Annotated in this window: 18 protein-coding genes and 9 pseudogenes; 14 read left to right on the top strand and 13 right to left on the bottom strand. The window is 48.2% G+C overall.

What is annotated here, in order from left to right; genetic code table 11:
• Positions 1-82: 82 nt before the first annotated feature.
• On the bottom strand, positions 83-1294 hold the full coding sequence (locus tag ACQGXV_RS04130; protein WP_440864954.1) for an IS256 family transposase: 1212 nt from the start codon (positions 1292-1294) through the stop codon (positions 83-85).
• 599 nt (positions 1295-1893) lie between these two features.
• Positions 1894-2700, bottom strand: a pseudogene (locus ACQGXV_RS04125) (amino acid permease); the annotation flags it as partial.
• A 92-nt stretch (positions 2701-2792) separates the two neighbouring features.
• Here ACQGXV_RS04125 and istA point away from each other — a divergent pair.
• Positions 2793-3704: pseudogene (gene istA, locus ACQGXV_RS04120) on the top strand (IS21 family transposase); the annotation flags it as partial.
• A 28-nt stretch (positions 3705-3732) separates the two neighbouring features.
• On the opposite strand, the gene ACQGXV_RS04115 reads toward istA, so the two are convergent.
• Entirely contained in the window at positions 3733-4287 is a 555-nt protein-coding gene (locus tag ACQGXV_RS04115; RefSeq protein WP_440867224.1) for an IS630 family transposase, read from the bottom strand.
• Positions 4211-4576 (bottom strand): IS630 transposase-related protein, encoded by a 366-nt coding sequence (locus ACQGXV_RS04110; protein ID WP_440862584.1) that lies wholly within the window; start codon positions 4574-4576, stop codon positions 4211-4213. The genes ACQGXV_RS04115 and ACQGXV_RS04110 overlap by 77 nt, the downstream gene beginning before the upstream one ends.
• Before the next feature lie 39 nt (positions 4577-4615).
• On the opposite strand from ACQGXV_RS04110, the pseudogene ACQGXV_RS04105 reads away from it, so the two are divergent.
• The 6 genes and pseudogenes from ACQGXV_RS04105 to ACQGXV_RS04080 form a co-directional block, all read left to right on the top strand.
• Positions 4616-5577, top strand: a pseudogene (locus ACQGXV_RS04105) (IS256 family transposase); the annotation flags it as partial.
• A gap of 189 nt (positions 5578-5766) precedes the next feature.
• Positions 5767-6132 (top strand): IS630 transposase-related protein, encoded by a 366-nt coding sequence (locus tag ACQGXV_RS04100; protein WP_440862584.1) that lies wholly within the window; start codon positions 5767-5769, stop codon positions 6130-6132.
• A complete protein-coding gene (locus ACQGXV_RS04095; RefSeq protein WP_440867222.1) occupies positions 6056-7009 on the top strand; it encodes an IS630 family transposase in 954 nt (317 codons plus the stop codon). The genes ACQGXV_RS04100 and ACQGXV_RS04095 overlap by 77 nt, the downstream gene beginning before the upstream one ends.
• Before the next feature lie 177 nt (positions 7010-7186).
• Positions 7187-7474: pseudogene (locus ACQGXV_RS04090) on the top strand (ATP-binding protein); the annotation flags it as partial.
• Between the two features lie 85 nt (positions 7475-7559).
• Positions 7560-8459 (top strand): transposase family protein, encoded by a 900-nt coding sequence (locus tag ACQGXV_RS04085; protein ID WP_440864953.1) that lies wholly within the window; start codon positions 7560-7562, stop codon positions 8457-8459.
• Positions 8460-8688: 229 nt separating this feature from the next.
• Positions 8689-8952, top strand: a pseudogene (locus ACQGXV_RS04080) (ATP-binding protein); the annotation flags it as partial.
• Positions 8953-9186: 234 nt separating this feature from the next.
• On the opposite strand, the pseudogene ACQGXV_RS04075 reads toward ACQGXV_RS04080, so the two are convergent.
• Positions 9187-9699, bottom strand: a pseudogene (locus ACQGXV_RS04075) (amino acid permease); the annotation flags it as partial.
• A gap of 460 nt (positions 9700-10159) precedes the next feature.
• Between ACQGXV_RS04075 and ACQGXV_RS04070 the strand changes: the two are divergent.
• From ACQGXV_RS04070 to lpdA, 5 genes are all read left to right on the top strand, one after another.
• Positions 10160-11263 (top strand): hypothetical protein, encoded by a 1104-nt coding sequence (locus tag ACQGXV_RS04070; protein WP_440864952.1) that lies wholly within the window; start codon positions 10160-10162, stop codon positions 11261-11263.
• A 424-nt stretch (positions 11264-11687) separates the two neighbouring features.
• Complete coding sequence (gene pdhR / locus ACQGXV_RS04065; protein WP_196907846.1) at positions 11688-12452, top strand: pyruvate dehydrogenase complex transcriptional repressor PdhR; 765 nt, start codon at positions 11688-11690, stop codon at positions 12450-12452.
• Positions 12453-12585: 133 nt separating this feature from the next.
• Positions 12586-15249: a pyruvate dehydrogenase (acetyl-transferring), homodimeric type gene (aceE, locus tag ACQGXV_RS04060; protein WP_440864951.1), complete on the top strand. Its 2664-nt coding sequence runs from the start codon at positions 12586-12588 to the stop codon at positions 15247-15249.
• Between the two features lie 13 nt (positions 15250-15262).
• On the top strand, positions 15263-17089 hold the full coding sequence (aceF, locus tag ACQGXV_RS04055) for a dihydrolipoyllysine-residue acetyltransferase (RefSeq protein ID WP_440864950.1): 1827 nt from the start codon (positions 15263-15265) through the stop codon (positions 17087-17089).
• 216 nt (positions 17090-17305) lie between these two features.
• A complete protein-coding gene (gene lpdA, locus ACQGXV_RS04050; protein ID WP_440867220.1) occupies positions 17306-18730 on the top strand; it encodes a dihydrolipoyl dehydrogenase in 1425 nt (474 codons plus the stop codon).
• 75 nt (positions 18731-18805) lie between these two features.
• Here lpdA and ACQGXV_RS04045 read toward each other — a convergent pair whose 3' ends face one another.
• The 5 genes from ACQGXV_RS04045 to ACQGXV_RS04025 form a co-directional block, all read right to left on the bottom strand.
• Entirely contained in the window at positions 18806-19390 is a 585-nt protein-coding gene (locus ACQGXV_RS04045; RefSeq protein ID WP_440867219.1) for an IS630 family transposase, read from the bottom strand.
• Complete coding sequence (locus ACQGXV_RS04040) at positions 19314-19679, bottom strand: IS630 transposase-related protein (protein WP_440862584.1); 366 nt, start codon at positions 19677-19679, stop codon at positions 19314-19316. The genes ACQGXV_RS04045 and ACQGXV_RS04040 overlap by 77 nt, the downstream gene beginning before the upstream one ends.
• 28 nt (positions 19680-19707) lie before the next feature.
• Positions 19708-19836, bottom strand: coding sequence for a hypothetical protein (locus ACQGXV_RS04035; RefSeq protein WP_440864949.1), 129 nt, complete (start codon positions 19834-19836; stop codon positions 19708-19710).
• Between the two features lie 162 nt (positions 19837-19998).
• Complete coding sequence (locus ACQGXV_RS04030; RefSeq protein WP_440867852.1) at positions 19999-20262, bottom strand: hypothetical protein; 264 nt, start codon at positions 20260-20262, stop codon at positions 19999-20001.
• 70 nt (positions 20263-20332) lie between these two features.
• Positions 20333-20872 carry a transposase gene (locus tag ACQGXV_RS04025; protein ID WP_440864948.1) on the bottom strand — a complete coding sequence of 180 codons (540 nt, stop codon included), beginning with the start codon at positions 20870-20872 and terminating at the stop codon, positions 20333-20335.
• 86 nt (positions 20873-20958) lie between these two features.
• On the opposite strand from ACQGXV_RS04025, the gene ACQGXV_RS04020 reads away from it, so the two are divergent.
• Positions 20959-21159, top strand: coding sequence for a hypothetical protein (locus ACQGXV_RS04020; protein ID WP_440864947.1), 201 nt, complete (start codon positions 20959-20961; stop codon positions 21157-21159).
• Between the two features lie 162 nt (positions 21160-21321).
• Positions 21322-22056: a transposase family protein gene (locus ACQGXV_RS04015; RefSeq protein ID WP_440867217.1), complete on the top strand. Its 735-nt coding sequence runs from the start codon at positions 21322-21324 to the stop codon at positions 22054-22056.
• 51 nt (positions 22057-22107) lie between these two features.
• Here ACQGXV_RS04015 and ACQGXV_RS04010 read toward each other — a convergent pair.
• The 3 pseudogenes from ACQGXV_RS04010 to ACQGXV_RS04000 form a co-directional block, all read right to left on the bottom strand.
• A pseudogene (locus ACQGXV_RS04010) lies at positions 22108-22238 on the bottom strand (IS91 family transposase); the annotation flags it as partial.
• Positions 22239-22433: 195 nt separating this feature from the next.
• Positions 22434-22556, bottom strand: a pseudogene (locus ACQGXV_RS04005) (IS91 family transposase); the annotation flags it as partial.
• Positions 22557-22630: 74 nt separating this feature from the next.
• Positions 22631-22750 (bottom strand): annotated as a pseudogene (locus ACQGXV_RS04000) (hypothetical protein); the annotation flags it as partial.
• Positions 22751-22895: the final 145 nt, after the last annotated feature.

The raw sequence follows: 22895 nt of genomic DNA, 5'->3' as shown, positions 1-22895 counted from the left end.
TGTCTATCAAAAGAAGGGATCTCTATGAAATGTGAATATTTAGCTGAGTCTGTAAAGAATTTTGTGTAAATGGCTCCATTGCTTAACCGGAGATTCGTTCTCCATACATCAACATGAATTGGCTCATAGCAGGTTTCCAGTCTCTGATTGGCAAGGTCCATTTAGCAGAGATATTATGCAAGGCTAGATAGAGTAATTTTATCACCGAGTCATCCGTTGGAAATATTCGTCGCGTTTTCGTTATCTTGCGCAATGAAGCATTTAACGACTCTATCACGTTGGTGGTGTAGATAACCTTGCGGATCTCCGGCGGAAAGTCAAAAATGACGATGAGACGTTCCCAATTATTTCTCCACGACGGGCTGATCGTCGGGAACTGTTCATCCCATTTGGCCGCGAAGGCATCCAGGGACTCTTCAGCGCCCTCTAGCGTTGCGGAACTATAGATGGTGCGCAGGTCAGCAGCAACGGCCTTACGCTCTTTCCAGCCGACGTAGCGCAGCGAGTTCCGCACCTGATGCACAATGCAGAGCTGTACCCGCGTATGCGGGTAAACAGCTTCAATGGCATCAGGAAAGCCTTTCAGGCCATCGCAGCAGGCGACGAAGATGTCCTTTAGCCCACGATTTTTCAGTTCTGTCATCACAGATAACCAGAACTTGGCCCCCTCAGTTTTGGCTATCCATAGCCCCAGCAGCTCTTTTTCGCCCTGGCCGTTGACGCCGAGGGCCAGATAAACAGACTTGTTGGCCACGGCTCCGCCGTCCTGGCTTTTGACAACAATACAGTCAAGGTAAACAATGGGATAAAGCGCATCCAGCGGCCGTTGCTGCCAGCGCTTAACTTCATCCATCACAGCATTGGTCACTTGAGAAATGAAGCCAGCGGAAACATCGACCCCGTAGACTTCTTTAAAGTGTGCCTGAATATCACGGGTTGATAACCCTCTGGAATAGAGAGAAATAATGCGGTCATCGAAGCCGTTAAGCTGTTTTTCGTTCTTACCGATCAGTGTCGGCTCGAAGGTACTGTTGCGGTCGCGCGGAATATCGAGCTCGATCTCCCCATTTTGGCTACGTACGCTTTTTGATGTCTTGCCATTGCGGGAGTTGCCTGAATGATTACCTGCCGGGTCATGCTTAGCATACCCAAGGTGCATCTCCATCTCAGCTTCAAGAACCCGTTCCGCCAGTCTTTTAGTCAGCACCTTGAGTAGGCCTGATTCACCCAGCAGATCCTGAGGGGAGTGACAATCTTGAAGCAGTTGGTCAATAAGTTCGTTGCTGATAGGCATTTTGTTATCCTTTGAAGGTTTTCCTCAAAATGCCATTTACACAGATTATTTTACAGTCTCATTTAGCTGGGTATTATTTCAGAATGAAACTGTTGAGTATGAAATTTTTTTGCTACTTTTCAAAGTAAATGGAGTGTATCTAAATTCCTAATTGGTTTCACTGAGCATGGTCAATGATTGACAACATATCTGTTGTTCACAATAATATGAAAAATTTTTCCCTGGTGTTGGCCAATTTGGCGTATGATCCTCTTCTGGAGGATCACTTTTTTTTTCGACTCAGTTCCTCCATTCGTATATGACAACCATAATTCTTTTCATTTATTAATACCAGATGTACTAAAGTACAGTCTTACCCTGTGCTTTTGATTACAGTAATACCTATTCATGTATTGTCACTCATATCCACAGCCCCTTCAATCGGCCCGTTTTTTCGAGGATAAATCGTGCGCTGGCAAACGGTGAGGAATCAAGCCAGGGCCGCTTATGCGTACCGGAGGCTGGGATGGCGCAGTGGCATGCCGCCAGCGTCGCCCTTGATGCACTTATCGGAAATGTATCGTCAGATTAAAACGGCACCCTAAGGTGCCGCTGTCATATCACTTAGCGGGGGTTGCGACCCGTTGTCTTTTCTGTTTCATGGCATAACCGATGCCAAGCACGACCAGCCAGACGGGAATCAGCAGTACGGAAATCTGAATTCCCGGTGTCATGAAAATGATCACTAAAATACCCGTCAGGAACAGCAGGCAAATATAAGTGCCCAGCGGATAGAGCAGCGCCTTGAATTTGGTCTGCACGCCTTCCTGCGCTTTGGCTTTGCGGAATTTCAAGTGCGCCAGGCTGATCATGGCCCAGTTTATCACCAGTGCCGACACCACTAATGCCATCAGGAGCTCGAACGCTTTCCCCGGAATCAGGTCATTGATCAGAACGCACAGCGCAGTGGCGGCGGCAGAAATACCGATGGCAATAACGGGAACGCCGCGTCTATCAACGGTTAGCAGCGCTTTCTGGCCATTACCTTGCTTGGCAAGGCCGTAAAGCATACGGCTGTTACAGTACACGCAGCTGTTATAAACCGATAATGCTGCCGTCAACACCACAATGTTCAGTATGGTTGCTACAACATTACTGTCCAGGTTGTGGAAAATCATGACAAACGGGCTCCCCCCTTCCACGACTTTTCCCCAAGGGTAGAGCGACAGCAGAATGGCCAACGAGCCGATATAAAAGATCAGGATACGGTAGATAACCTGATTGGTAGCGCGCGGGATGCTGGTTTCCGGGTTATCCGCTTCTGCTGCGGTGATCCCCACCAGTTCCAGGCCACCAAACGAGAACATGATGACCGCCATCGCCATCACCAGACCGTTGATGCCATTCGGGAAAAATCCGCCTTGCGCTCACAGGTGTCGCTACCGATGTAAAACTGGCCCACCTGCCGATGTAAATCTGACCCACCTAGGGTAAAAATGGCAGTTTTAAGGCACTGCCAATGATGACATTGGAGACCAGAGTGGAGATTCACGTTTTACACCGTCAAGGCATGTCCATCCGCGCCATCGCGCGGCAGCTTTCATGCTCCCGCGAGACCGTTCGACGATATATCCGTAGTCCACTACCGGTGGCTGACATGCGTTACAAGCCGCGTATGCCTAGAACATGCAAGCTTGACCCGTTCAAGCCGTATGTTCTCGAGCGCGTTGCTGCTGCCAGACCACAGTGGATACCGGCCAGTGTGCTGCTGCGCGAGATAGGCCAACGGGGATATGATGGCGGCTATAGCATGCTTACCGCATTTCTACACCCCATGAAGCAGCCCGTTACTGAGGCGGTCACGCGCTTTGAGACCGAACCCGGCGTACAGATGCAGGTTGATTTCACCATCGTCAGGCAGGGCCATAACTCGTTGCTGGCCTTCGTCGCTACGCTGGGCTGGAGCCGGGCGACTTTCGTCAAGTTCTACAGCAACCAGGAGTCCGCAGCCTGGTGTGACGGCATTGAGTCTGCACTTAAGTTCTTTGGCGGAACTCCGCATCAGTTGCTGTTCGACAACGCCAAGGCCATCATTATTGAGCGTGATGTCTACGGGCCCGGCAAGCATCGCTGGAACCCACAGTTGATGCAACTGGCTGAGAAGTATGCCTTTACGCCTAAAGTTTGCCGTCCCTACCGCGCCAAGACTAAGGGCAAGGTCGAACGCTTCAACCATTACCTCAAGAACAGCTTTGTTGTGCCGCTTGCCGCCACGTTTCGCCAGGCTGGGCTGATACTGGACGTCCCCGCGGCTAATGCACGCATTGGTGAGTGGTTGATCACCGTTGCCAACACCCGTAAACATGGCACCACCGGTATTCCGCCTGAACAACGCATGCCGCGTGAGCGGGCTGCGTTGTTGCCATTGCCGAAGATATAGCCAAGCGACTTAATTTTGATTACACCATATGGACTGAGAACAAACTCTCTGTATCGCAACCCATCTCTCTTTTTTTGCTTTTTGCTTTTTGCTTTTTGCTTTTTGCTTGTGCCCATTTATGCTCAATTGGGTTAAGATCTGGCGAATATGTAGGCAAATACTCCACCATATACCCTGCATCGATGATGACTTGTTGAATATTATGTTTTTTGTGAAAAGTGGCATTGTCCATCATGATTACACTGTTTTTAGGGAGTACTGGGATAAGGACTTGTGTGACCCAGGCATAGAAAACATCGCTGTTAATATTGATATCAAATAATCCGATAGCAAACAGCGTTGTGCCTAATAAAGCGCCGATAACATTTGTTCTTCCCCTAGCTCCCCAGTTCTTCAGGCCAAAACACCGTTGACCTTTTGGGGAATAGCCGTGAGTCCGTGGGGCATCGTGTGAAAAACCACTTTCATCAATAAAAACAATAGGTTTACCTTCTTTTTCATACTGTTGTTTTTTTTGTTGAAATCCCTGCCGGGCGTTTTCGTCGGCTTTCGGATGACGTAGAGTTTTTTTTATAGGTCAATCCCAGCTTTTTAAGCGCTTGCCAAATGGCCTTCTGACAAACGCCAAAACGCTCTGCACGTTCTTTTTGGTAAGCATCTGGATATTGTTCAACATCTTTTATCAACTCGGATTTATCGATCTTTCGCTGACGCGTGGTCGATGCTTTTGACTCTATTTGATTAATCCAACGCGATACAGAGGCAGGGCCAATCCGAAATTGCTTCGCTGTTTCTCGGATACTCAACCCTTCGTTTTTCCGTGTAGATATCACTTTACGTCTAAAATCAATTGAATAGCTCATTTAAATAATGTAATCAAAATTAAGTCGTTTAGCTATATTCCGCGCGACCGCAACAGTACCTTCGAGCCGACACTGATCGGTAAGCACGAAAAGCAGCTTAACGGCTTCGATGACCGCATTATTTCTCTCTATTCCAGAGGGCTATCAACCCGTGATATTCAGGCTCACTTTAAAGAAGTCTACGGGGTCGATGTTTCCGCTGGCTTCATTTCTCAAGTGACCAATGCCGTGATGGATGACGTTAAGCGCTGGCAGCAACGGCCGCTGGATGCGTTTTATCCCATTGTTTACCTTGACTGTATTGTTGTCAAAAGCCAGGACGGCGGAGCCGTGACCAACAAGTCTGTTTACTTGGCTCTAGGCATCAACGGCCAGGGCGAAAAAGAGCTGCTGGGGCTATGGATAGCCAAAACCGAGGGGCCAAGTTCTGGTTATCTGTAATGACAGAACTGAAAAATCGTGGGCTACAGGACATCTTCATCGCCTGCTGCGATGGCCTGAAGGGCTTTCCTGATGCCATTGAAGCTGTTTACCCGCATACGCGGGTACAGCTCTGCATCGTGCATCAGGTGCGGAACTCGCTGCGCTACGTCGGCTGGAAAGAGCGTAAAGCCGTTGCTGCTGACCTCCGCACTATCTATAGTTCCGCAACGCTAGAGGGCGCTGAAGAGGCCCTGGATGCCTTCGCGGCCAAATGGGATGAGCAGTTCCCGACGATCAGCCCATCGTGGAGAAATAATTGGGAACGTCTCATCGTCATTTTTGATTTTCCGCCGGAGATCCGCAAGGTTATCTACACCACCAACGCGATAGAGTCGTTAAATGCTTCATTGCGCAAGATAACGAAAACGCGACGAATATTTCCAACGGATGACTCGGTGCTAAAATTATTCTATCTAGCCTTGCATAATATCTCGGCTAAATGGACCCTACCAATCAGAGACTGGAAACCGGCTATGAGCCAATTCATGTTGATGTATGGAGATCGGATTTCCGGTTAAGCGATGGAGCCATTTACACGAAATTCTTTACAGACTCGCACCCATCTGCCGCTCGTGATCTTTTCGATTCTTTTTCCGATAAATCAAATAACAAGCTGAAAATTCAGCGGCTAAATTTTTCAATTCTTCGACTGATAACCCAATGATTGCTTTATAGCTAAACGACTTAATTTTGATTACATTATTTAAATGAGCTATTCAATTGATTTTAGACGTAAAGTGATATCTACACGGAAAAACGAAGGGTTGAGTATCCGAGAAACAGCGAAGCAATTTCGGATTGGCCCTGCCTCTGTATCGCGTTGGATTAATCAAATAGAGTCAAAAGCATCGACCACGCGTCAGCGAAAGATCGATAAATCCGAGTTGATAAAAGATGTTGAACAATATCCAGATGCTTACCAAAAAGAACGTGCAGAGCGTTTTGGCGTTTGTCAGAAGGCCATTTGGCAAGCGCTTAAAAAGCTGGGATTGACCTATAAAAAAAACTCTACGTCATCCGAAAGCCGACGAAAACGCCCGGCAGGGATTTCAACAAAAAAAACAACAGTATGAAAAAGAAGGTAAACCTATTGTTTTTATTGATGAAAGTGGTTTTTCACACGATGCCCCACGGACTCACGGCTATTCCCCAAAAGGTCAACGGTGTTTTGGCCTGAAGAACTGGGGAGCTAGGGGAAGAACAAATGTTATCGGCGCTTTATTAGGCACAACGCTGTTTGCTATCGGATTATTTGATATCAATATTAACAGCGATGTTTTCTATGCCTGGGTCACACAAGTCCTTATCCCAGTACTCCCTAAAAACAGTGTAATCATGATGGACAATGCCACTTTTCACAAAAAACATAATATTCAACAAGTCATCATCGATGCAGGGTATATGGTGGAGTATTTGCCTACATATTCGCCAGATCTTAACCCAATTGAGCATAAATGGGCACAAGCAAAAAGCAAAAAGCAAAAAAAGAGAGATGGGTTGCGATACAGAGAGTTTGTTCTCAGTCCATATGGTGTAATCAAAATTAAGTCGCTTGGCTATAACACTGGCATTGCCTCCACCGGTACCGGCGAGTTGCTCGCGCCCCATACCCACAGAGAGTCTCCAGCACCCGTTGGCTACGTATCAGGCGCTACTGGAGGTAGAAGCATGAACCTCCAGCATGATCGTATCGCAGCGCTCTGCGAGCAGCTTAAGCTCGATAGATTACCGGCTGAGTGGCCCGCCGTTGCTCAGACGACGATCGACAGCAACGGCACTCATGCCGACTTCCTTGAAGCTGCTTTACAGCTTCAGCATGATGGGCTGAACGAACGGCGCCGGCAGACTATTTTGCGTTTATCAGGCCTACCGGTGATCAAGACGCTGGAGCAGTTTGATTTCGCCTTTGCGAGTGGCGTACCTCGCAGTCAGATCGGCTTTGTTGAATAATTTAACATGCTGATTTACATTATTATTATAACACTTCAACAACTAAGTTTTCCAGCCGTAATGCTTTTTATTGTGCTAACTACTTGATTTGTCGTTCTAACAAAATACAGTCTCTGTACATGCATTCTACCTAAAGAAGATGTAAATCAAACGGTTAAATTATTCAACAAAGCCAGTCAGATCCAGGAGTTGGCCGGGCTGGCGTTTATCGAGCGTCAGGAGAACCTGGTCTTGCTGGGTCCGTCCGGGGTAGGTAAAACGCACCTGGCGACAGCACTCGGCTACAGAGCCGCGATGGCCGGAATGAGTATTCGGTTCGTCACAGCCGCAGATCTGATGCTACAGCTGCTCGCATCACATCGTCAGGGGGAGTTAAAAAGCTATCTTAATCGCGTTGTGGGTAAGCCTAAGTTGTTGATCATAGATGAGGTTGGCTACCTTCCCTTCGGTAAAATGGAAGCCAATAAACTAGTTGCTGAATAGAGACTTGCATTTTTTGTCAGGCTATTGAGAATAAAAAGAGGTTTAACTTAGAGAATAAAGGTTTGAAATGATCAACAAAGAGCGGTTGTTACGAGATAATCGTTTATGTAAAGCAATCATTGGATTATCAGTCGAAGAATTGAAAAATTTAGCCGCTGAATTTTCAGTTTGTTATTTGATTTATCGGAAAAAGAATCGAAAAGATCACGAGCGGCAGATGGGTGCAGGGCAGAAAGGATTTATCCCAACCCCATTAGATAAACTGCTTTTTATTTTATTGTATTTAAAATGTTATCCGACCTATGATTTGCAAGGACTTCTTTTTGGTTTAGATAGAACACGGGTATGTCGCTGGGTAAAAATATTATTGCCGGTTTTAGAGATGACCTTGGGGCGAGAATGTGTTTTGCCCGCTCGTCAAATTCGCTCTGCTGAGGAATTTTTTCGCGCCTTTCCTGGAGTTAAAGACGTCTTTATTGATGGGACAGAGCGACCTGTCCAAAAGCCTAAGAATCTGCGTCGGCGAAAGAAAATGTATTCGGGAAAGAAAAGACAGACCACTCGAAAAGGGCTTATTATGACTGACGAAACAAGGCAAATTGGATTTATCCCCATGAGCAAAAATGGGCGCCGTCACGATAAACGCTTACTCGATAAAGTCGATATAATTCGCCATATTCCTCCTGAGGTAACCATCTGGGCAGATACCGGTTTTCAAGGTATAGATAAACAGCATCCTAATACACAAATCCCAAAAAAAGGAACTCGAAAAAGACCTTTATCGCCTGAACAAAAACAAGAAAATAAAATAATCTCGGGCATCCGTATTACAGTTGAACACGCCATCGCGGGTATCAAGCGCCTCGGTTGCATGACCCAAATTTTACGGAATCGTAGACCCTTTATTGATGATACCTTCTTACTCCTTAGCGCCGGTCTTTGGAATTTCCATCTCAGAACAGCGTAAAATTTACTTCAATCACCGAAACACCCTTATTTCACTATTAAGCAACACGCTTAATCTGTTCTTCCAGGTTATCGCTAAACGGGGCTTTGTTGAATAATTTAACATGCTGATTTACATAATTATTATAACACTTCAACAACTAAGTTTTCCAGCCGTAATGCTTTTTATTGTGCTAACTACTTGATTTGTCGTTCTAACAAAATACAGTCTCTGTACATGCATTCTACCTAAAGAAGATGTAAATCAAACGGTTAAATTATTCAACAAAGCCGCTAAACGGTATGAGTCAGGCAGCGTGGTCCTGACCAGCAACCTGCCGTTTACCCAGTGGTCGGGGACATTCGGAGATGATGAAACGCTGACGGCGGCGATGCTGGATCGGCTGCTTCACCATGCGCATATCGCGCAAATCAGCGGTCAAAGCTATCGACTGAAAGATAAGCTGAAAAGCGGTCAGATCCAGAAGAAAACTAAAGCAGCTACGCTCGAGTAATTCAAAGGGGGTGGGTCAGTTTTACTTTGGCAGGGTGGGTCAGTTTTACTTTGGCAGGGTGGGTCAGTTTTACTTTGGCAGGGTGGGTCAGTTTTACTTTGGCAGGGTGGGTCAGTTTTACTTTGGCAGGGTGGGTCAGTTTTACTTTGGCAGGGTGGGTCAGAATTCAATCGGTATTGACAACAGGTTGGTCACTGTGGCTTCCGGCCCGCCCTGATCGCTTAACAGCAGTCAACCACAAAACACGATCATGCCGATGATGGCCACGACCTTGATGATGGCAAACCAGAACTCCATCTCACCGTACACTTTGACATTGGCGAGGTTAATGGCATTAATCACCAGGAAAAAGATGGCGGCAGAAACCCAGGTGGGAATATCAGGCCACCAGTACTGCACATAGATGACCACAGCCGTCAATTCAGCCATGGCGACCAGCACGTAGAGCACCCAATAGTTCCAGCCGGAAGCAAACCCGGCAAAATCACCCCAATATTTATAGGCAAAATGGCTAAAAGAGCTTGCAACAGGTTCTTCGACGACCATCTCTCCAAATTGACGCATGATGAGATACGCGATTATACCGCCGCTGGCATAGCCCAGCAGTACGGAAGGACCTGCCATTTTGATGGTGGCAGCAATCCCTAAAAACAGCCCGGTGCCGACGGCACCACCCAGGGCAATCAACTGAATATGACGGTTTTTTAAGCCGCGTTTCAGCGTCCCGTCTTGTTGTTGACCATCCATTAATGTAACCCTCTGTCAGAGCGCAGCAGACACGATGCGGATGCTCGCGTCATTTTACGTTTATGTAATGTTATTTTTACGGTATTCATTAGATGAAAATGTGCGGATGACTACCGTTTGTCAGAGAATAGTGGTAAGCGGAACAGATTGCACTGATTTCTTGTCGCGATTTGTCGATCGGCCCCACGAAAATACCGCCTGTGTACATTTTTAGACCAGCAGCAAAACGGATTATGCTGTCTCTGACACTGGGTCGATGTGTCACAACATCTGTCACTGACAACACGTCAAAGGGGGATGTCTGCGGGGTGATAATCTGGTGTCATTCATCGGCGTCATTAATGGGTATATTGCTATAGATAAATGATAAATTTAATGAACGCTTTATGGAATACAATGCAGCGATAACATTACATCATGGCTTTTCAAACACTATTTTCTACAGGAGTGTATCGCCGCTATGCCTATTAAATTTAAACCGGTGGATGTTGATGCATTTATGATTACCTATTGCACCCTTGGCCGCCAGAATAGAATAAGCTATGAGGCATTAAACAAAATGGGGAAAATAGCGAAAGGATTAGAGTTTGCTACTAATGCTGTTCATTTATTTGAAAGAATGAACATCAAAGAACGACACGATGTTGATAGAAAATTTGCACCTTTGTATGAAATGCTCACGAAACAGAATTCTAAACATTACGATAAGAAAAAAGAGAAAATAACTGAAATATCAGAGGCGTTCAAACGGCTAATCAACAAAGACCCCAACGTGAGAGAGCATTATATCAATCGCTATAAGCAGAATCAAAATAAAATAAAATTTGAAAAATCATTAATTGAAAAAGAAATTTTAAAACATACCGGCATCAGAACTATTAATATAGATAACGCTGAATTATATAAGCATAAAAGTGAGGCGTGTCGTTTGCAGTTAAAAATATTGCGCGATGATGATGCTGAAACGGTAATAAATAAAGCTACCAATAATTTTTCGGAAACCAAGAAAAATATCGCTCTCCTTTATAATCAACTTGGTGAAATTAAACGCCATGCGCAGAAAAGGATGTCTGACCTGGATTATGTTCTGAGTTTGGCGGTGGAAAACAAAATTTACAGCACTAAAGATATTGGGTGTGGACCCACCACTTGGAAGAATCATCTTACTGCGGATGCTTACGCAAAAAAATACTTTGGCACTCAACGTGTTTGTGGCCGAAGAAAATACATCGACAGGGAAATACCCAGCCTATATGGAAAGCAATGGCAGACCACCCTCATCGACTATTGTCATGCGCATGATGTATTGAAAGCGTATCAACAGGCCTTGAAAAAAGAGACCCGTGATGGAGTGTCTCTGGCCGAACGGTGCCGAACGGCGTTGATGACCGATACCATCCATTCTATTGACGCGCATCATGCAAGGTACAGAACGTACACCAAGCGGGCAGAAAAGACGGCCGATCACATAACCAATCTCAAGATGAAATCAATGGCCTATGACGTGGCGATTAACGATGTTAATCGTCAAATCGAGAGAGTAAAATTGGTGGCTGATAACTGATTTTTATCGGCAAAAGTGAGGCGGGTGATGATGTTGTGTATAGGTTTTTGTTGCTGAAAATATCACCATTCGGAAATGGAAGAATGTTAACAATACGTATCATCCGTTCTAGCCTCACGACCTTATTTTGATTTTTAATTTAATAAATGTGAATTTTTATTCACTTTATTGCGGGTTGAACGGTTCAGGATCGACTGTTTTTCGTTTCATAAAAGTTAAAACATTTATAGGGTTGAAGCCGCTACTTCCTAGTGAGTATAGGGTTTTGACCTAATCGGATCGTGCAAATGTTAAAATCTGGTGGGGAACATGATTTAGCGCAACGTCCGTATGGACAGAAGGTGAATACTTTGTTACTTTAGCGTCACGTTTTGAAATTGGTATTACCAATTGACTCCGCGCACTTCGCAGAGAAACACTTACCATGGCATATAGCAAGATCCGTCAGCCCAAACTGTCAGATGTGATTGAACAACAGCTGGAGTTTTTGATCCTCGAAGGAACCTTGCGCCCCGGCGAGAAACTCCCCCCGGAGCGCGAACTGGCGAAACAGTTTGATGTCTCCCGTCCTTCTTTGCGAGAAGCCATCCAACGTCTGGAGGCAAAAGGCCTGCTGCTGCGTCGTCAGGGTGGGGGAACCTTTGTCCAGAACAATCTGTGGCAAAGCGTGAGTGATCCGTTGTCGGAACTGCTGAGCACCCATCCTGAATCTCAATTTGATCTGCTGGAAACCCGTCATGCGCTGGAAGGCATTGCTGCCTACTACGCGGCGTTACGTGGGACGGAAGAAGATTTTCAGCGCATCCGTGAGTGCCATACCCAGATTGAGCAGGCGCGCGCCTCGGGCGATCTGGTCGCGGAGTCAGAAGCCGTTATGCATTATCAAGTGGCTGTCACAGAAGCAACGCACAATGTGGTTTTGTTACATTTGCTACGCTGTATGGGACCGTTACTGGAACAGAACGTGCGGCAGAATTTTGAATTGTTATATCTGAGCCGAGAAGTTCTGGCCCAGGTAAGCAGTCATCGCGCCGGGATTTTTGAGGCGATTGTCGCTCGCGAACCTGAAAAGGCACGTGAAGCGTCGCATCGTCATCTGGCGTTTATTGAGGAAGTACTGCTGGATCTTAACCGGGAACATAGCCGAAGAGAGCGTTCGCTACGTCGGCTCCAGCAACGCAAGGATTGAGCGCTCTGATTGGGGCGTTGAACGAGTAAATGACGAGATTGGACCTGTCTTACTGTGCTTTGGCAACGGTGTCAGAGCATAGCAAGACAGGCTCCAGAAAATTAACTGATTAGAAACAGATAAGGAATACACCATGTCAGAACGTTTGAATAATGACGTGGATCCGATCGAAACTCGCGACTGGCTACAGGCGATCGAATCGGTTATCCGTGAAGAGGGTGTTGAACGTGCGCAGTACCTGATCGATCAGGTATTGTCAGAAGCGCGCAAGGGTGGCGTAAACGTAGGGGCAGGCAGCGCCGTTAGCTACTACGTAAACACCATTGCTGTGGAAGACGAACCCGCCTATCCGGGTAACCTGGACCTTGAGCGCCGCATTCGTTCCGCTATTCGTTGGAACGCAATTATGACCGTGCTGCGCGCGTCCAAGAAGGATCTGGATCTGGGGGGCCACATGGCGTCCTACCAGTCTTCCGCGACCTTCTACGAAGTGTGCTTTAACCATTTCTTCCGTGCACGCAGTGCACAAGATGGCGGCGATCTGGTGTATTTCCAGGGCCATATCTCTCCGGGTATCTACGCGCGTGCCTTCCTGGAAGGGCGTCTGACTGAAGAGCATATGAACAACTTCCGTCAGGAAGTACACGGTCAGGGGCTATCCTCTTACCCGCACCCGAAATTGATGCCGACCTTCTGGCAGTTCCCGACCGTCTCCATGGGTCTGGGCCCGATCGGTGCCATTTATCAGGCTAAATTCCTGAAGTATCTCGGCAACCGTGGTCTGAAAGACACCTCCAAACAAACCGTTTATGCCTTCCTGGGCGACGGTGAAATGGATGAGCCGGAATCCAAGGGTGCTATCACCATCGCGACGCGCGAGAAACTGGACAATCTGGTCTTCGTTATCAACTGTAACCTGCAACGTCTGGATGGACCGGTTACCGGTAATGGCAAGATCATCAACGAGCTGGAAGGCATCTTCGGCGGTGCTGGCTGGCAAGTGATCAAAGTGATGTGGGGCGAACGTTGGGACGAACTGCTGCGTAAAGACACCAGCGGTAAACTGGTCCAACTGATGAACGAAACCGTTGACGGTGACTATCAGACGTTCAAATCCAAAAACGGTGCCTACGTGCGTGAGCACTTCTTTGGCAAATACCCGGAAACGGCTGCGTTGGTTGCTGACTGGAGCGACGATCAGATTTGGGCCCTCAACCGCGGTGGTCACGATCCGAAGAAAGTCTTTGCTGCACTGAAAAAAGCGCAAGACACCAAAGGCAAACCGACCGTTATTCTGGCGCACACCATCAAAGGTTATGGTATGGGTGATGCGGCAGAAGGCAAAAACATTGCTCACCAGGTCAAGAAAGTTAACATGGACGGCGTGCGTTACTTCCGCGACCGCTTCAATGTGCCTGTAGCGGATGCAGACATCGAAAAACTGCCGCTCATCACTTTCGACAAAGATTCTGATGAATACAGATACCTGCATGAGCGCCGTCAGGCTCTGGGTGGTTACCTGCCGTCTCGTCAGCCGAACTTCGACGAGAAACTGGAACTGCCGACGCTGGAAGACTTCAGCTCTCTGCTGGAAGAACAAACCAAAGAAATCTCTACCACCATCGCCTTTGTGCGTGCCCTGAACGTGATGCTGAAGAACAAGTCGATCAAAGATCGTCTGGTTCCGATCATCGCTGACGAAGCGCGTACATTCGGTATGGAAGGTCTGTTCCGCCAGATCGGTATCTACAGCCCGAACGGCCAGCAGTACACCCCGCAGGACCGTGAGCAGGTGGCGTACTACAAAGAAGACCTGAAGGGTCAGATCTTGCAGGAAGGCATCAACGAACTGGGTGCAGGCTCATCCTGGCTGGCGGCGGCAACGTCTTACAGCACCAACAACCTTCCGATGATCCCGTTCTACATCTACTACTCCATGTTCGGGTTCCAACGTATTGGCGACCTGTGCTGGGCAGCGGGTGACCAAAAGGCGCGCGGCTTCCTGGTCGGCGGTACTTCTGGCCGCACCACGCTGAACGGCGAAGGTTTGCAGCACGAAGATGGTCACAGCCACATTCAGTCGCTGACTATCCCGAACTGCATTTCCTACGATCCGTCCTTCGCTTACGAAGTGGCTGTGATCATGCATGACGGTCTGGAGCGCATGTACGGTGAAGCGCAGGAAAACGTCTACTATTACATCACCACGCTGAACGAAAACTACCACATGCCAGCCATGCCGCAAGGCGCGGAAGAAGGTATCCGTAAGGGTATCTACAAACTGGAAACGGTAGCGGGCGCGAAAGGCAAGGTCCAGTTGCTGGGCTCGGGTTCTATTCTGCGTCACGTACGTGAAGCGGCACAGATTCTGGCCAACGACTACGGCATCGGTTCCGATGTGTACAGCGTAACCTCTTTCACGGAGCTGGCGCGCGATGGTCAAGACTGTGAACGCTGGAACATGCTGCACCCGACCGACGCACCGCGCGTACCGTACATCGCTCAGGTGATGAACGATGCACCGGCTGTTGCGTCCACTGACTATATGAAACTGTTCGCCGAGCAGGTACGTACTTACGTTCCGGCCAGCGATTACCGCGTACTGGGTACTGATGGCTTCGGTCGTTCCGACAGCCGTGAAAACCTGCGTCACCACTTCGAAGTGGACGCTTCCTACGTAGTAGTTGCCGCACTGGGCGAATTGGCTAAACGCGGTGACGTTGACGCTTCTGTGGTGGCTGAAGCCATCAAGAAATTCAACATCGATCCTGAAAAAGTTAACCCGCGCTTAGCATAAGAGGGAAAGAGTAATGGCTATCGAAATCAACGTACCGGATATCGGTGCAGATGAAGTTGAAGTCACCGAGGTGATGGTGAATGTGGGCGACAAGGTAGAAGCTGAACAGTCGCTGATCACCGTGGAAGGCGACAAAGCCTCCATGGAAGTGCCTTCTCCTCAGGCTGGCGTGGTGAAAGAGCTCAAAGTGGCTGTCGGCGATAAAGTGGCGACGGGCAAACTGATCATGGTCTTCGACGCTGAGGGTGCGGCCGCTGCTGCACCGGCTCCGGCGGAAACCAAAGCTGCTGCGCCTGCCCCTGCGGCAGCCGCGAGCGCGGCGAAAGAAGTGGCCGTGCCGGATATCGGTGGCGACGAAGTTGAAGTTACTGAAATCATGGTGAAAGTGGGTGACAGCGTGAGCGCTGAGCAGTCGCTGATCACGGTGGAAGGTGACAAGGCTTCCATGGAAGTGCCAGCACCGTTCGCGGGCGTGGTGAAAGAGATCAAAATCAACACCGGCGACAAAGTGAAAACTGGCTCGCTGATCATGGTGTTTGAAGTCGCAGGCGCTGCTGGCGCGGCGGCTCCGGCCCAGCAAGCGGCTCCGGCTGCTGCACCTGCCGCTGCGGCGTCTGGTCCGAAAGAAGTCAACGTACCGGATATCGGTGGCGACGAGGTTGAAGTCACTGAAGTGATGGTGAAAGTCGGCGACAAAATTGCCGCTGAACAATCGCTGATCACCGTAGAAGGCGACAAGGCTTCTATGGAAGTTCCGGCACCGTTCGCGGGCGTGGTGAAAGAGATTAAAGTCAGCACTGGCGACAAAGTGAAAACCGGCTCGCTGATCATGGTGTTTGAAGTGGAAGGCGCTGCACCTGCGCCGGCTGCTGCCAAGGCAGACGCTAAAGGCGAATTCGCTGAAAACGATGCTTACGTTCACGCAACGCCTGTCATCCGCCGTCTGGCGCGTGAGTTCGGCGTAAACCTGGCGAAAGTGAAGGGCAGCGGCCGTAAAGGTCGTATCCTGCGCGAAGACATCCAGGCTTATGTGAAAGACGCGGTTAAACGCGCTGAATCCACACCTGCTGCGGGCGCTGCGACCGGTGGTTCTCTGCCGGGTCTGTTGCCGTGGCCGAAAATCGACTTCAGCAAGTTCGGTGAAGTGGAAGAAGTTGAACTGGGTCGCATCCAGAAGATCTCTGGTGCCAACCTGAGCCGTAACTGGGTGATTATCCCGCACGTTACGCACTTCGACAAAACGGATATCACCGATCTGGAAGCGTTCCGTAAACAGCAGAACGTGGAAGCGGAAAAACGCAAACTGGATGTGAAGGTCACCCCTGTGGTGTTCATCATGAAAGCCGTTGCGACTGCGCTTGAGCAGATGCCGCGTTTCAACAGCTCGCTGTCTGAAGATGCTCAACGTCTGACGCTGAAGAAATACATCAACATCGGTGTTGCCGTTGATACGCCGAATGGTCTGGTGGTTCCGGTGTTTAAAGACGTGAACAAGAAAGGCATCATCGAGCTGTCTCGCGAGCTGATGGCTATCTCCAAGAAAGCCCGTGATGGCAAGCTGACTGCGGGCGAAATGCAGGGTGGTTGCTTCACCATCTCCAGCATTGGTGGCCTCGGTACCACGCACTTCGCGCCGATCGTCAACGCGCCGGAAGTGGCTATCCTGGGTGTGTCCAAGTCTGCGATGGAACCGATCTGGAATGGTAAAGAGTTTACGCCGCGTCTGATGATGCCGATCTCTCTGTCCTTCGACCACCGTGTCATTGACGGTGCTGATGGTGCTCGCTTTATCACCATCATCAACAACACCTTGTCTGACATCCGCCGCCTGGTGATGTAATCGAAAAAACCGGCCTTGCGGTCGGCTTTTTTCTGATAAGCTGTTATTTGGTACAGCTGTCAGTGATTAAGGACACATCGTGAGTCGCTTGTTGTTTCAAAATTGTTAACGATTTTGTAAACTACAGCGGCAAAAGACACGTCCCGGTGGAAGAGGGCGTTAAGACTCAATAATAATGACGTCACAGACCCGCCGGAAATCAATTAAGAGGTCATGATGAGTACAGAAATTAAAGCTCAGGTAGTGGTACTGGGTGCTGGCCCTGCGGGTTACTCTGCGGCGTTTCGCTGCGCGGACCTGGGGCTGGAAACCGTACTGGTAGAGCGCTACTCCACGCTGGGTGGTGTGTGTCTGAACGTGGGCTGTATCCCTTCTAAAGCGCTGCTGCACGTAGCAAAAGTTATCGAAGAAGCGAAAGCGCTGGCGGAGCACGGTATCGTGTTTGGCGAACCGCAAACCGACATCGACAAGATCCGTCTGTGGAAAGAGAAAGTTATCACCCAGTTGACGGGCGGTCTGGCCGGTATGGCGAAAGGCCGTAAAGTGAAAGTGGTCAACGGTCTGGGTAAATTTACCGGTGCGAATACGCTGGAAGTTGACGGTGCCGAAGGTAAAACCGTGATCAACTTTGATAACGCGATCATTGCCGCTGGTTCACGTCCGATCCAATTGCCGTTTATTCCTCATGATGACCCGCGAGTGTGGGATTCTACCGATGCGCTGGAACTGAAAAACGTACCGGGGCGTCTGCTGGTCATGGGCGGCGGTATTATCGGCCTGGAAATGGGCACCGTGTACCATGCGCTGGGTTCTCAGATCGATGTGGTTGAAATGTTCGATCAGGTGATCCCGGCTGCGGACAAAGACATCGTTAAAGTCTTCACCAAACGCATCAGCAAGAAATTCAACCTGATGCTCGAAACCAAAGTCACGGCGGTAGAAGCCAAAGAAGACGGTATCTACGTCTCGATGGAAGGCAAGAAAGCCCCTGCGGAACCGCAGCGTTATGACGCGGTGCTGGTGGCTATCGGCCGTGTGCCGAACGGTAAAAACCTCGATGCCGGTAAAGCGGGCGTGGAAGTTGACGAGCGCGGCTTTATCCACGTTGACAAACAATTGCGCACCAACGTGCCGCACATTTACGCTATCGGCGATATCGTCGGTCAGCCGATGCTGGCGCACAAAGGCGTGCATGAAGGTCACGTGGCCGCTGAAGTTATCGCGGGCAAAAAGCACTACTTCGATCCGAAAGTGATCCCGTCCATCGCCTACACCGAACCGGAAGTGGCATGGGTTGGTCTGACAGAGAAAGAAGCGAAAGAGAAAGGTATCAGCTTCGAAACGGCGACCTTCCCGTGGGCGGCGTCTGGCCGTGCCATCGCTTCTGACTGCGCGGACGGCATGACCAAGCTGATTTTCGACAAAGAAACGCACCGTGTTATCGGTGGCGCGATTGTCGGTACCAACGGCGGCGAACTGCTGGGTGAAATCGGTCTGGCGATCGAAATGGGCTGTGATGCGGAAGACATCGCGCTGACCATTCACGCTCACCCGACGCTGCACGAATCTGTTGGCCTGGCGGCTGAAGTGTTTGAATGCAGCATCACCGACCTGCCGAACCCGAAAGCGAAGAAAAAATAAGTTTTCAGGTTTGCAGTCATAAAAATCCGGCGCTTAGGCGCCGGATTTTTTTTATCGGTCTTTCTCTCCTCGCCCCTAACCACGTAATCGATTGTTATAGCCAAGCGACTTAATTTTGATTACACCATATGGACTGAGAACAAACTCTCTGTATCGCAACCCATCTCTCTTTTTTTGCTTTTTGCTTTTTGCTTGTGCCCATTTATGCTCAATTGGGTTAAGATCTGGCGAATATGTAGGCAAATACTCCACCATATACCCTGCATCGATGATGACTTGTTGAATATTATGTTTTTTGTGAAAAGTGGCATTGTCCATCATGATTACACTGTTTTTAGGGAGTACTGGGATAAGAACTTGTGTGACCCAGGCATAGAAAACATCGCTGTTAATATTGATATCAAATAATCCGATAGCAAACAGCGTTGTGCCTAATAAAGCGCCGATAACATTTGTTCTTCCCCTAGCTCCCCAGTTCTTCAGGCCAAAACACCGTTGACCTTTTGGGGAATAGCCGTGAGTCCGTGGGGCATCGTGTGAAAAACCACTTTCATCAATAAAAACAATAGGTTTACCTTCTTTTTCATACTGTTGTTTTTTTTGTTGAAATCCCTGCCGGGCGTTTTCGTCGGCTTTCGGATGACGTAGAGTTTTTTTTATAGGTCAATCCCAGCTTTTTAAGCGCTTGCCAAATGGCCTTCTGACAAACGCCAAAACGCTCTGCACGTTCTTTTTGGTAAGCATCTGGATATTGTTCAACATCTTTTATCAACTCGGATTTATCGATCTTTCGCTGACGCGTGGTCGATGCTTTTGACTCTATTTGATTAATCCAACGCGATACAGAGGCAGGGCCAATCCGAAATTGCTTCGCTGTTTCTCGGATACTCAACCCTTCGTTTTTCCGTGTAGATATCACTTTACGTCTAAAATCAATTGAATAGCTCATTTAAATAATGTAATCAAAATTAAGTCGTTTAGCTATATAGCCAAACGACATTATTTTGATAACAGCCAGCTATGATTCTTTGCCGCATATCAGGGCATAGGATGTAATCATTTTTAAGTCGGTTGGCTATATAAAAGCTTCTATTCTCTCCAGACATCTACGCCTAGGAATTTCAAACTTTTTGGGGCCCCTGATTTCGGGGGCTGGCAACGATGAAAACCGGCTTTTTTATCGTGAATGCCTCTGTGTTTGGGTGATTTTTGAACACATTGCGCGTTTTTTGATTACATCGCCGAATTCCAGGCAGAGCTTCCCCGCATTATCCAACGTAACGCATTCGCGCTATCTCCCCGGCGTTCGCGATTAGCTTCTCCAGGGCCGTTGCCGGCAGCGCCCGGCTGAACGCCATTTTTGCCCCGCACAGCAGGCAGGCAAACGGGTCTGTATTCAGTAATCCCTGACTCAGCGTTGTGTATGCCACTGGCGCTGCTTTTTTCACATTATCCTGCCCCAGGGCTTTTCTCACCAGAGGCAACAGTTTTCCCACTACGCGGTTAGCCAGAAAACCAAAGTAACGCACCATCCGGAAATGCTTCTCCGGTATATGCTTTATCAGCCGCAGTATCAGCTCACGCTGACTGAGCGCCAGGTCTTCATGCCTCCCCGTCCGGTGATCCAGAAAACGCAGGGTGATGCGGCTTCCCCCCGTCGTAGTGTGCCAGTCGCGCACCCGACACAGGCAGTTTTTTCAGGTACCGGCCCAGGTACTTTGCTGTCTGCCGGGGATGTTTCGTCGGCTTCGCAAAATACACGTGCCAGTAAATCTCTCCCTGCTCATTTTTCCCCTGGCTGAGGATAAAGCGCTTCCATTCATCATAATCCCGGATGTGAGCCAGCTGCGGCGGCAGAACAAGAGACTCCCATGCAGACAGCAGATACTGGCGTACATTCCATACCCAGCGCGCCCTGACCTTCGGCAGGGCAAACGACAGTTTTTTCCAGGCACCGTGCTCATTTATGCCGCCGGTGGTCCACGACAGGTGAATATGGCAGTTCCAGTTAAGCTGGCGACCATACGTGTGAAGAGCGCCGAAAATACCGGTGGTCAGGCCCCGCTGCTCCGCAGCGTACAGCAGGTTGTCCGCCGCCAGCGCAAAGAGGCCATTCAGCAGCCAGCGGTTGGCTTCAAACAATAAACTAGTTGCTGAATAGAGACTTGCATTTTTTGTCAGGCTATTGAGAATAAAAAGAGGTTTAACTTAGAGAATAAAGGTTTGAAATGATCAACAAAGAGCGGTTGTTACGAGATAATCGTTTATGTAAAGCAATCATTGGATTATCAGTCGAAGAATTGAAAAATTTAGCCGCTGAATTTTCAGCTTGTTATTTGATTTATCGGAAAAATAATCGAAAAGATCACGAGCGGCAGATGGGTGCAGGGCAGAAAGGATTTACCCCAACCCCATTAGGGCTTTGTTGAATAATTTAACCGTTTGATTTACATCTTCTTTAGTTAGAATGCATTTACAGAGAATGTATTTTGTTAGAACGACAAATCAAATAGTTAGCACAATAAAAAGCATTCCGAGAGGAAAAACTAGTCGTTGAAATTTTATAATGCTTATATAAATCAGTATCTTAAATTATTCAACAAAGCCCCCCATTAGATAAACTGCTTTTTATTTTATTGTATTTAAAATGTTATCCGACCTATGATTTGCAAGGACTTCTTTTTGGTTTAGATAGAACACGGGTATGTCGCTGGGTAAAAATATTATTGCCGGTTTTAGAGATGACCTTGGGGCGAGAATGTGTTTTGCCCGCTCGTCAAATTCGCTCTGCTGAGGAATTTTTTCGCGCCTTTCCTGGAGTTAAAGACGTCTTTATTGATGGGACAGAGCGACCTGTCCAAAAGCCTAAGAATCTGCGTCGGCGAAAAAAAATGTATTCGGGAAAGAAAAGACAGACCACTCGAAAAGGGCTTATTATGACTGACGAAACAAGGCAAATTGGATTTATCCCCATGAGCAAAAATGGGCGCCGTCACGATAAACGCTTACTCGATAAAGTCGATATAATTCGCCATATTCCTCCTGAGGTAACCATCTGGGCAGATACCGGTTTTCAAGGTATAGAGAAACAGCATCCTAATACACAAATCCCAAAAAAAGGAACTCGAAAAAGACCTTTATCGCCTGAACAAAAACAAGAAAATAAAATAATCTCGGGCATCCGTATTACAGTTGAACACGCCATCGCGGGTATCAAGCGCCTCGGTTGCATGACCCAAATTTTACGGAATCGTAGACCCTTTATTGATGATACCTTCTTACTCCTTAGCGCCGGTCTTTGGAATTTCCATCTCAGAACAGCGTAAAATTTACTTCAATCACCGAAACACCCTTATTTCACTATTAAGCAACACGCTTAATGGCCACAGGGTATCCGGCATCGTGTGCCGTGCTGGCACGGCGTATCCGGCAGGCGGGCCATCATGGTGGCACTCCACAGGTCGGTGGCCTTTTTGCCGCAGGTCGGACATCCGCGTCCGTGGCAGCTCTGAGGCTTTGTTGAATAATTTAACCGTTTGATTTACATCTTCTTTAGTTAGAATGCATTTACAGAGAATGTATTTTGTTAGAACGACAAATCAAATAGTTAGCACAATAAAAAGCATTCCGAGAGGAAAAATTAGTCGTTGAAATTTTATAATGCTTATATAAATCAGTATCTTAAATTATTCAACAAAGCCCAGCTCTGATGGATGTAACGGTGGTGAGTGCAGTCGGGGTTGCTGCAGCGAAATTCCCGGCTGCCCGTCAGTGGGGTGCCGCAGGCCAGCATCTTTGTGACAACCTCAATCTCTACAGGCAGGAGCGGGTAACATGATGTCAGCCCATGCCCTGTTGCGCTGAAACAGCGTCTTCATGGGGCGGGGCTTTATGCCGGTATCATCCGTGCGGGTCATCGGAGAGCATCTCCGCTTCGGTTTCGTACAGGTCAAACCGGCGACAGGTATGGCAGAAGGCAACGTAGTGGTACGGAGAATCAGGGAATTCACTGTAGAAGGTTGTAGTGGTCAACTAAATTTGGCCACCCTACCTGACTGTTGATGGAACAGCAGTTCTGATTCATTTGGTGTTAACCCACCGTTATATAGCCAACCGACTTAAAAATGATTACAGCCGATGCCCTGATATGTGGCAAAGAAGCATA

The organism is Symbiopectobacterium purcellii (assembly GCF_052050035.1).
Lineage (GTDB): Bacteria > Pseudomonadota > Gammaproteobacteria > Enterobacterales > Enterobacteriaceae > Symbiopectobacterium > Symbiopectobacterium purcellii_A.
This window is presented reverse-complemented; position numbering and strand designations above follow the sequence as displayed.

What these genes read in the sequence shown, in the direction of transcription:
- ACQGXV_RS04035 (WP_440864949.1), bottom strand. Translation starts at nt 19,836, where the DNA reads ATGTCTGGAGAGAATAGAAGCTTTTATATAGCCAACCGACTTAAAAAT.
- ACQGXV_RS04070 (WP_440864952.1), top strand. Translation starts at nt 10,160, where the DNA reads ATGCCTATTAAATTTAAACCGGTGGATGTTGATGCATTTATGATTACC.
- ACQGXV_RS04110 (WP_440862584.1), bottom strand. Translation starts at nt 4,576, where the DNA reads ATGAGCTATTCAATTGATTTTAGACGTAAAGTGATATCTACACGGAAA.
- ACQGXV_RS04130 (WP_440864954.1), bottom strand. Translation starts at nt 1,294, where the DNA reads ATGCCTATCAGCAACGAACTTATTGACCAACTGCTTCAAGATTGTCAC.
- aceF (WP_440864950.1), top strand. Translation starts at nt 15,263, where the DNA reads ATGGCTATCGAAATCAACGTACCGGATATCGGTGCAGATGAAGTTGAA.
- aceE (WP_440864951.1), top strand. Translation starts at nt 12,586, where the DNA reads ATGTCAGAACGTTTGAATAATGACGTGGATCCGATCGAAACTCGCGAC.
- pdhR (WP_196907846.1), top strand. Translation starts at nt 11,688, where the DNA reads ATGGCATATAGCAAGATCCGTCAGCCCAAACTGTCAGATGTGATTGAA.
- ACQGXV_RS04100 (WP_440862584.1), top strand. Translation starts at nt 5,767, where the DNA reads ATGAGCTATTCAATTGATTTTAGACGTAAAGTGATATCTACACGGAAA.
- ACQGXV_RS04030 (WP_440867852.1), bottom strand. Translation starts at nt 20,262, where the DNA reads ATGGTGCGTTACTTTGGTTTTCTGGCTAACCGCGTAGTGGGAAAACTG.
- ACQGXV_RS04020 (WP_440864947.1), top strand. Translation starts at nt 20,959, where the DNA reads ATGATCAACAAAGAGCGGTTGTTACGAGATAATCGTTTATGTAAAGCA.
- ACQGXV_RS04085 (WP_440864953.1), top strand. Translation starts at nt 7,560, where the DNA reads ATGATCAACAAAGAGCGGTTGTTACGAGATAATCGTTTATGTAAAGCA.
- ACQGXV_RS04040 (WP_440862584.1), bottom strand. Translation starts at nt 19,679, where the DNA reads ATGAGCTATTCAATTGATTTTAGACGTAAAGTGATATCTACACGGAAA.
- lpdA (WP_440867220.1), top strand. Translation starts at nt 17,306, where the DNA reads ATGAGTACAGAAATTAAAGCTCAGGTAGTGGTACTGGGTGCTGGCCCT.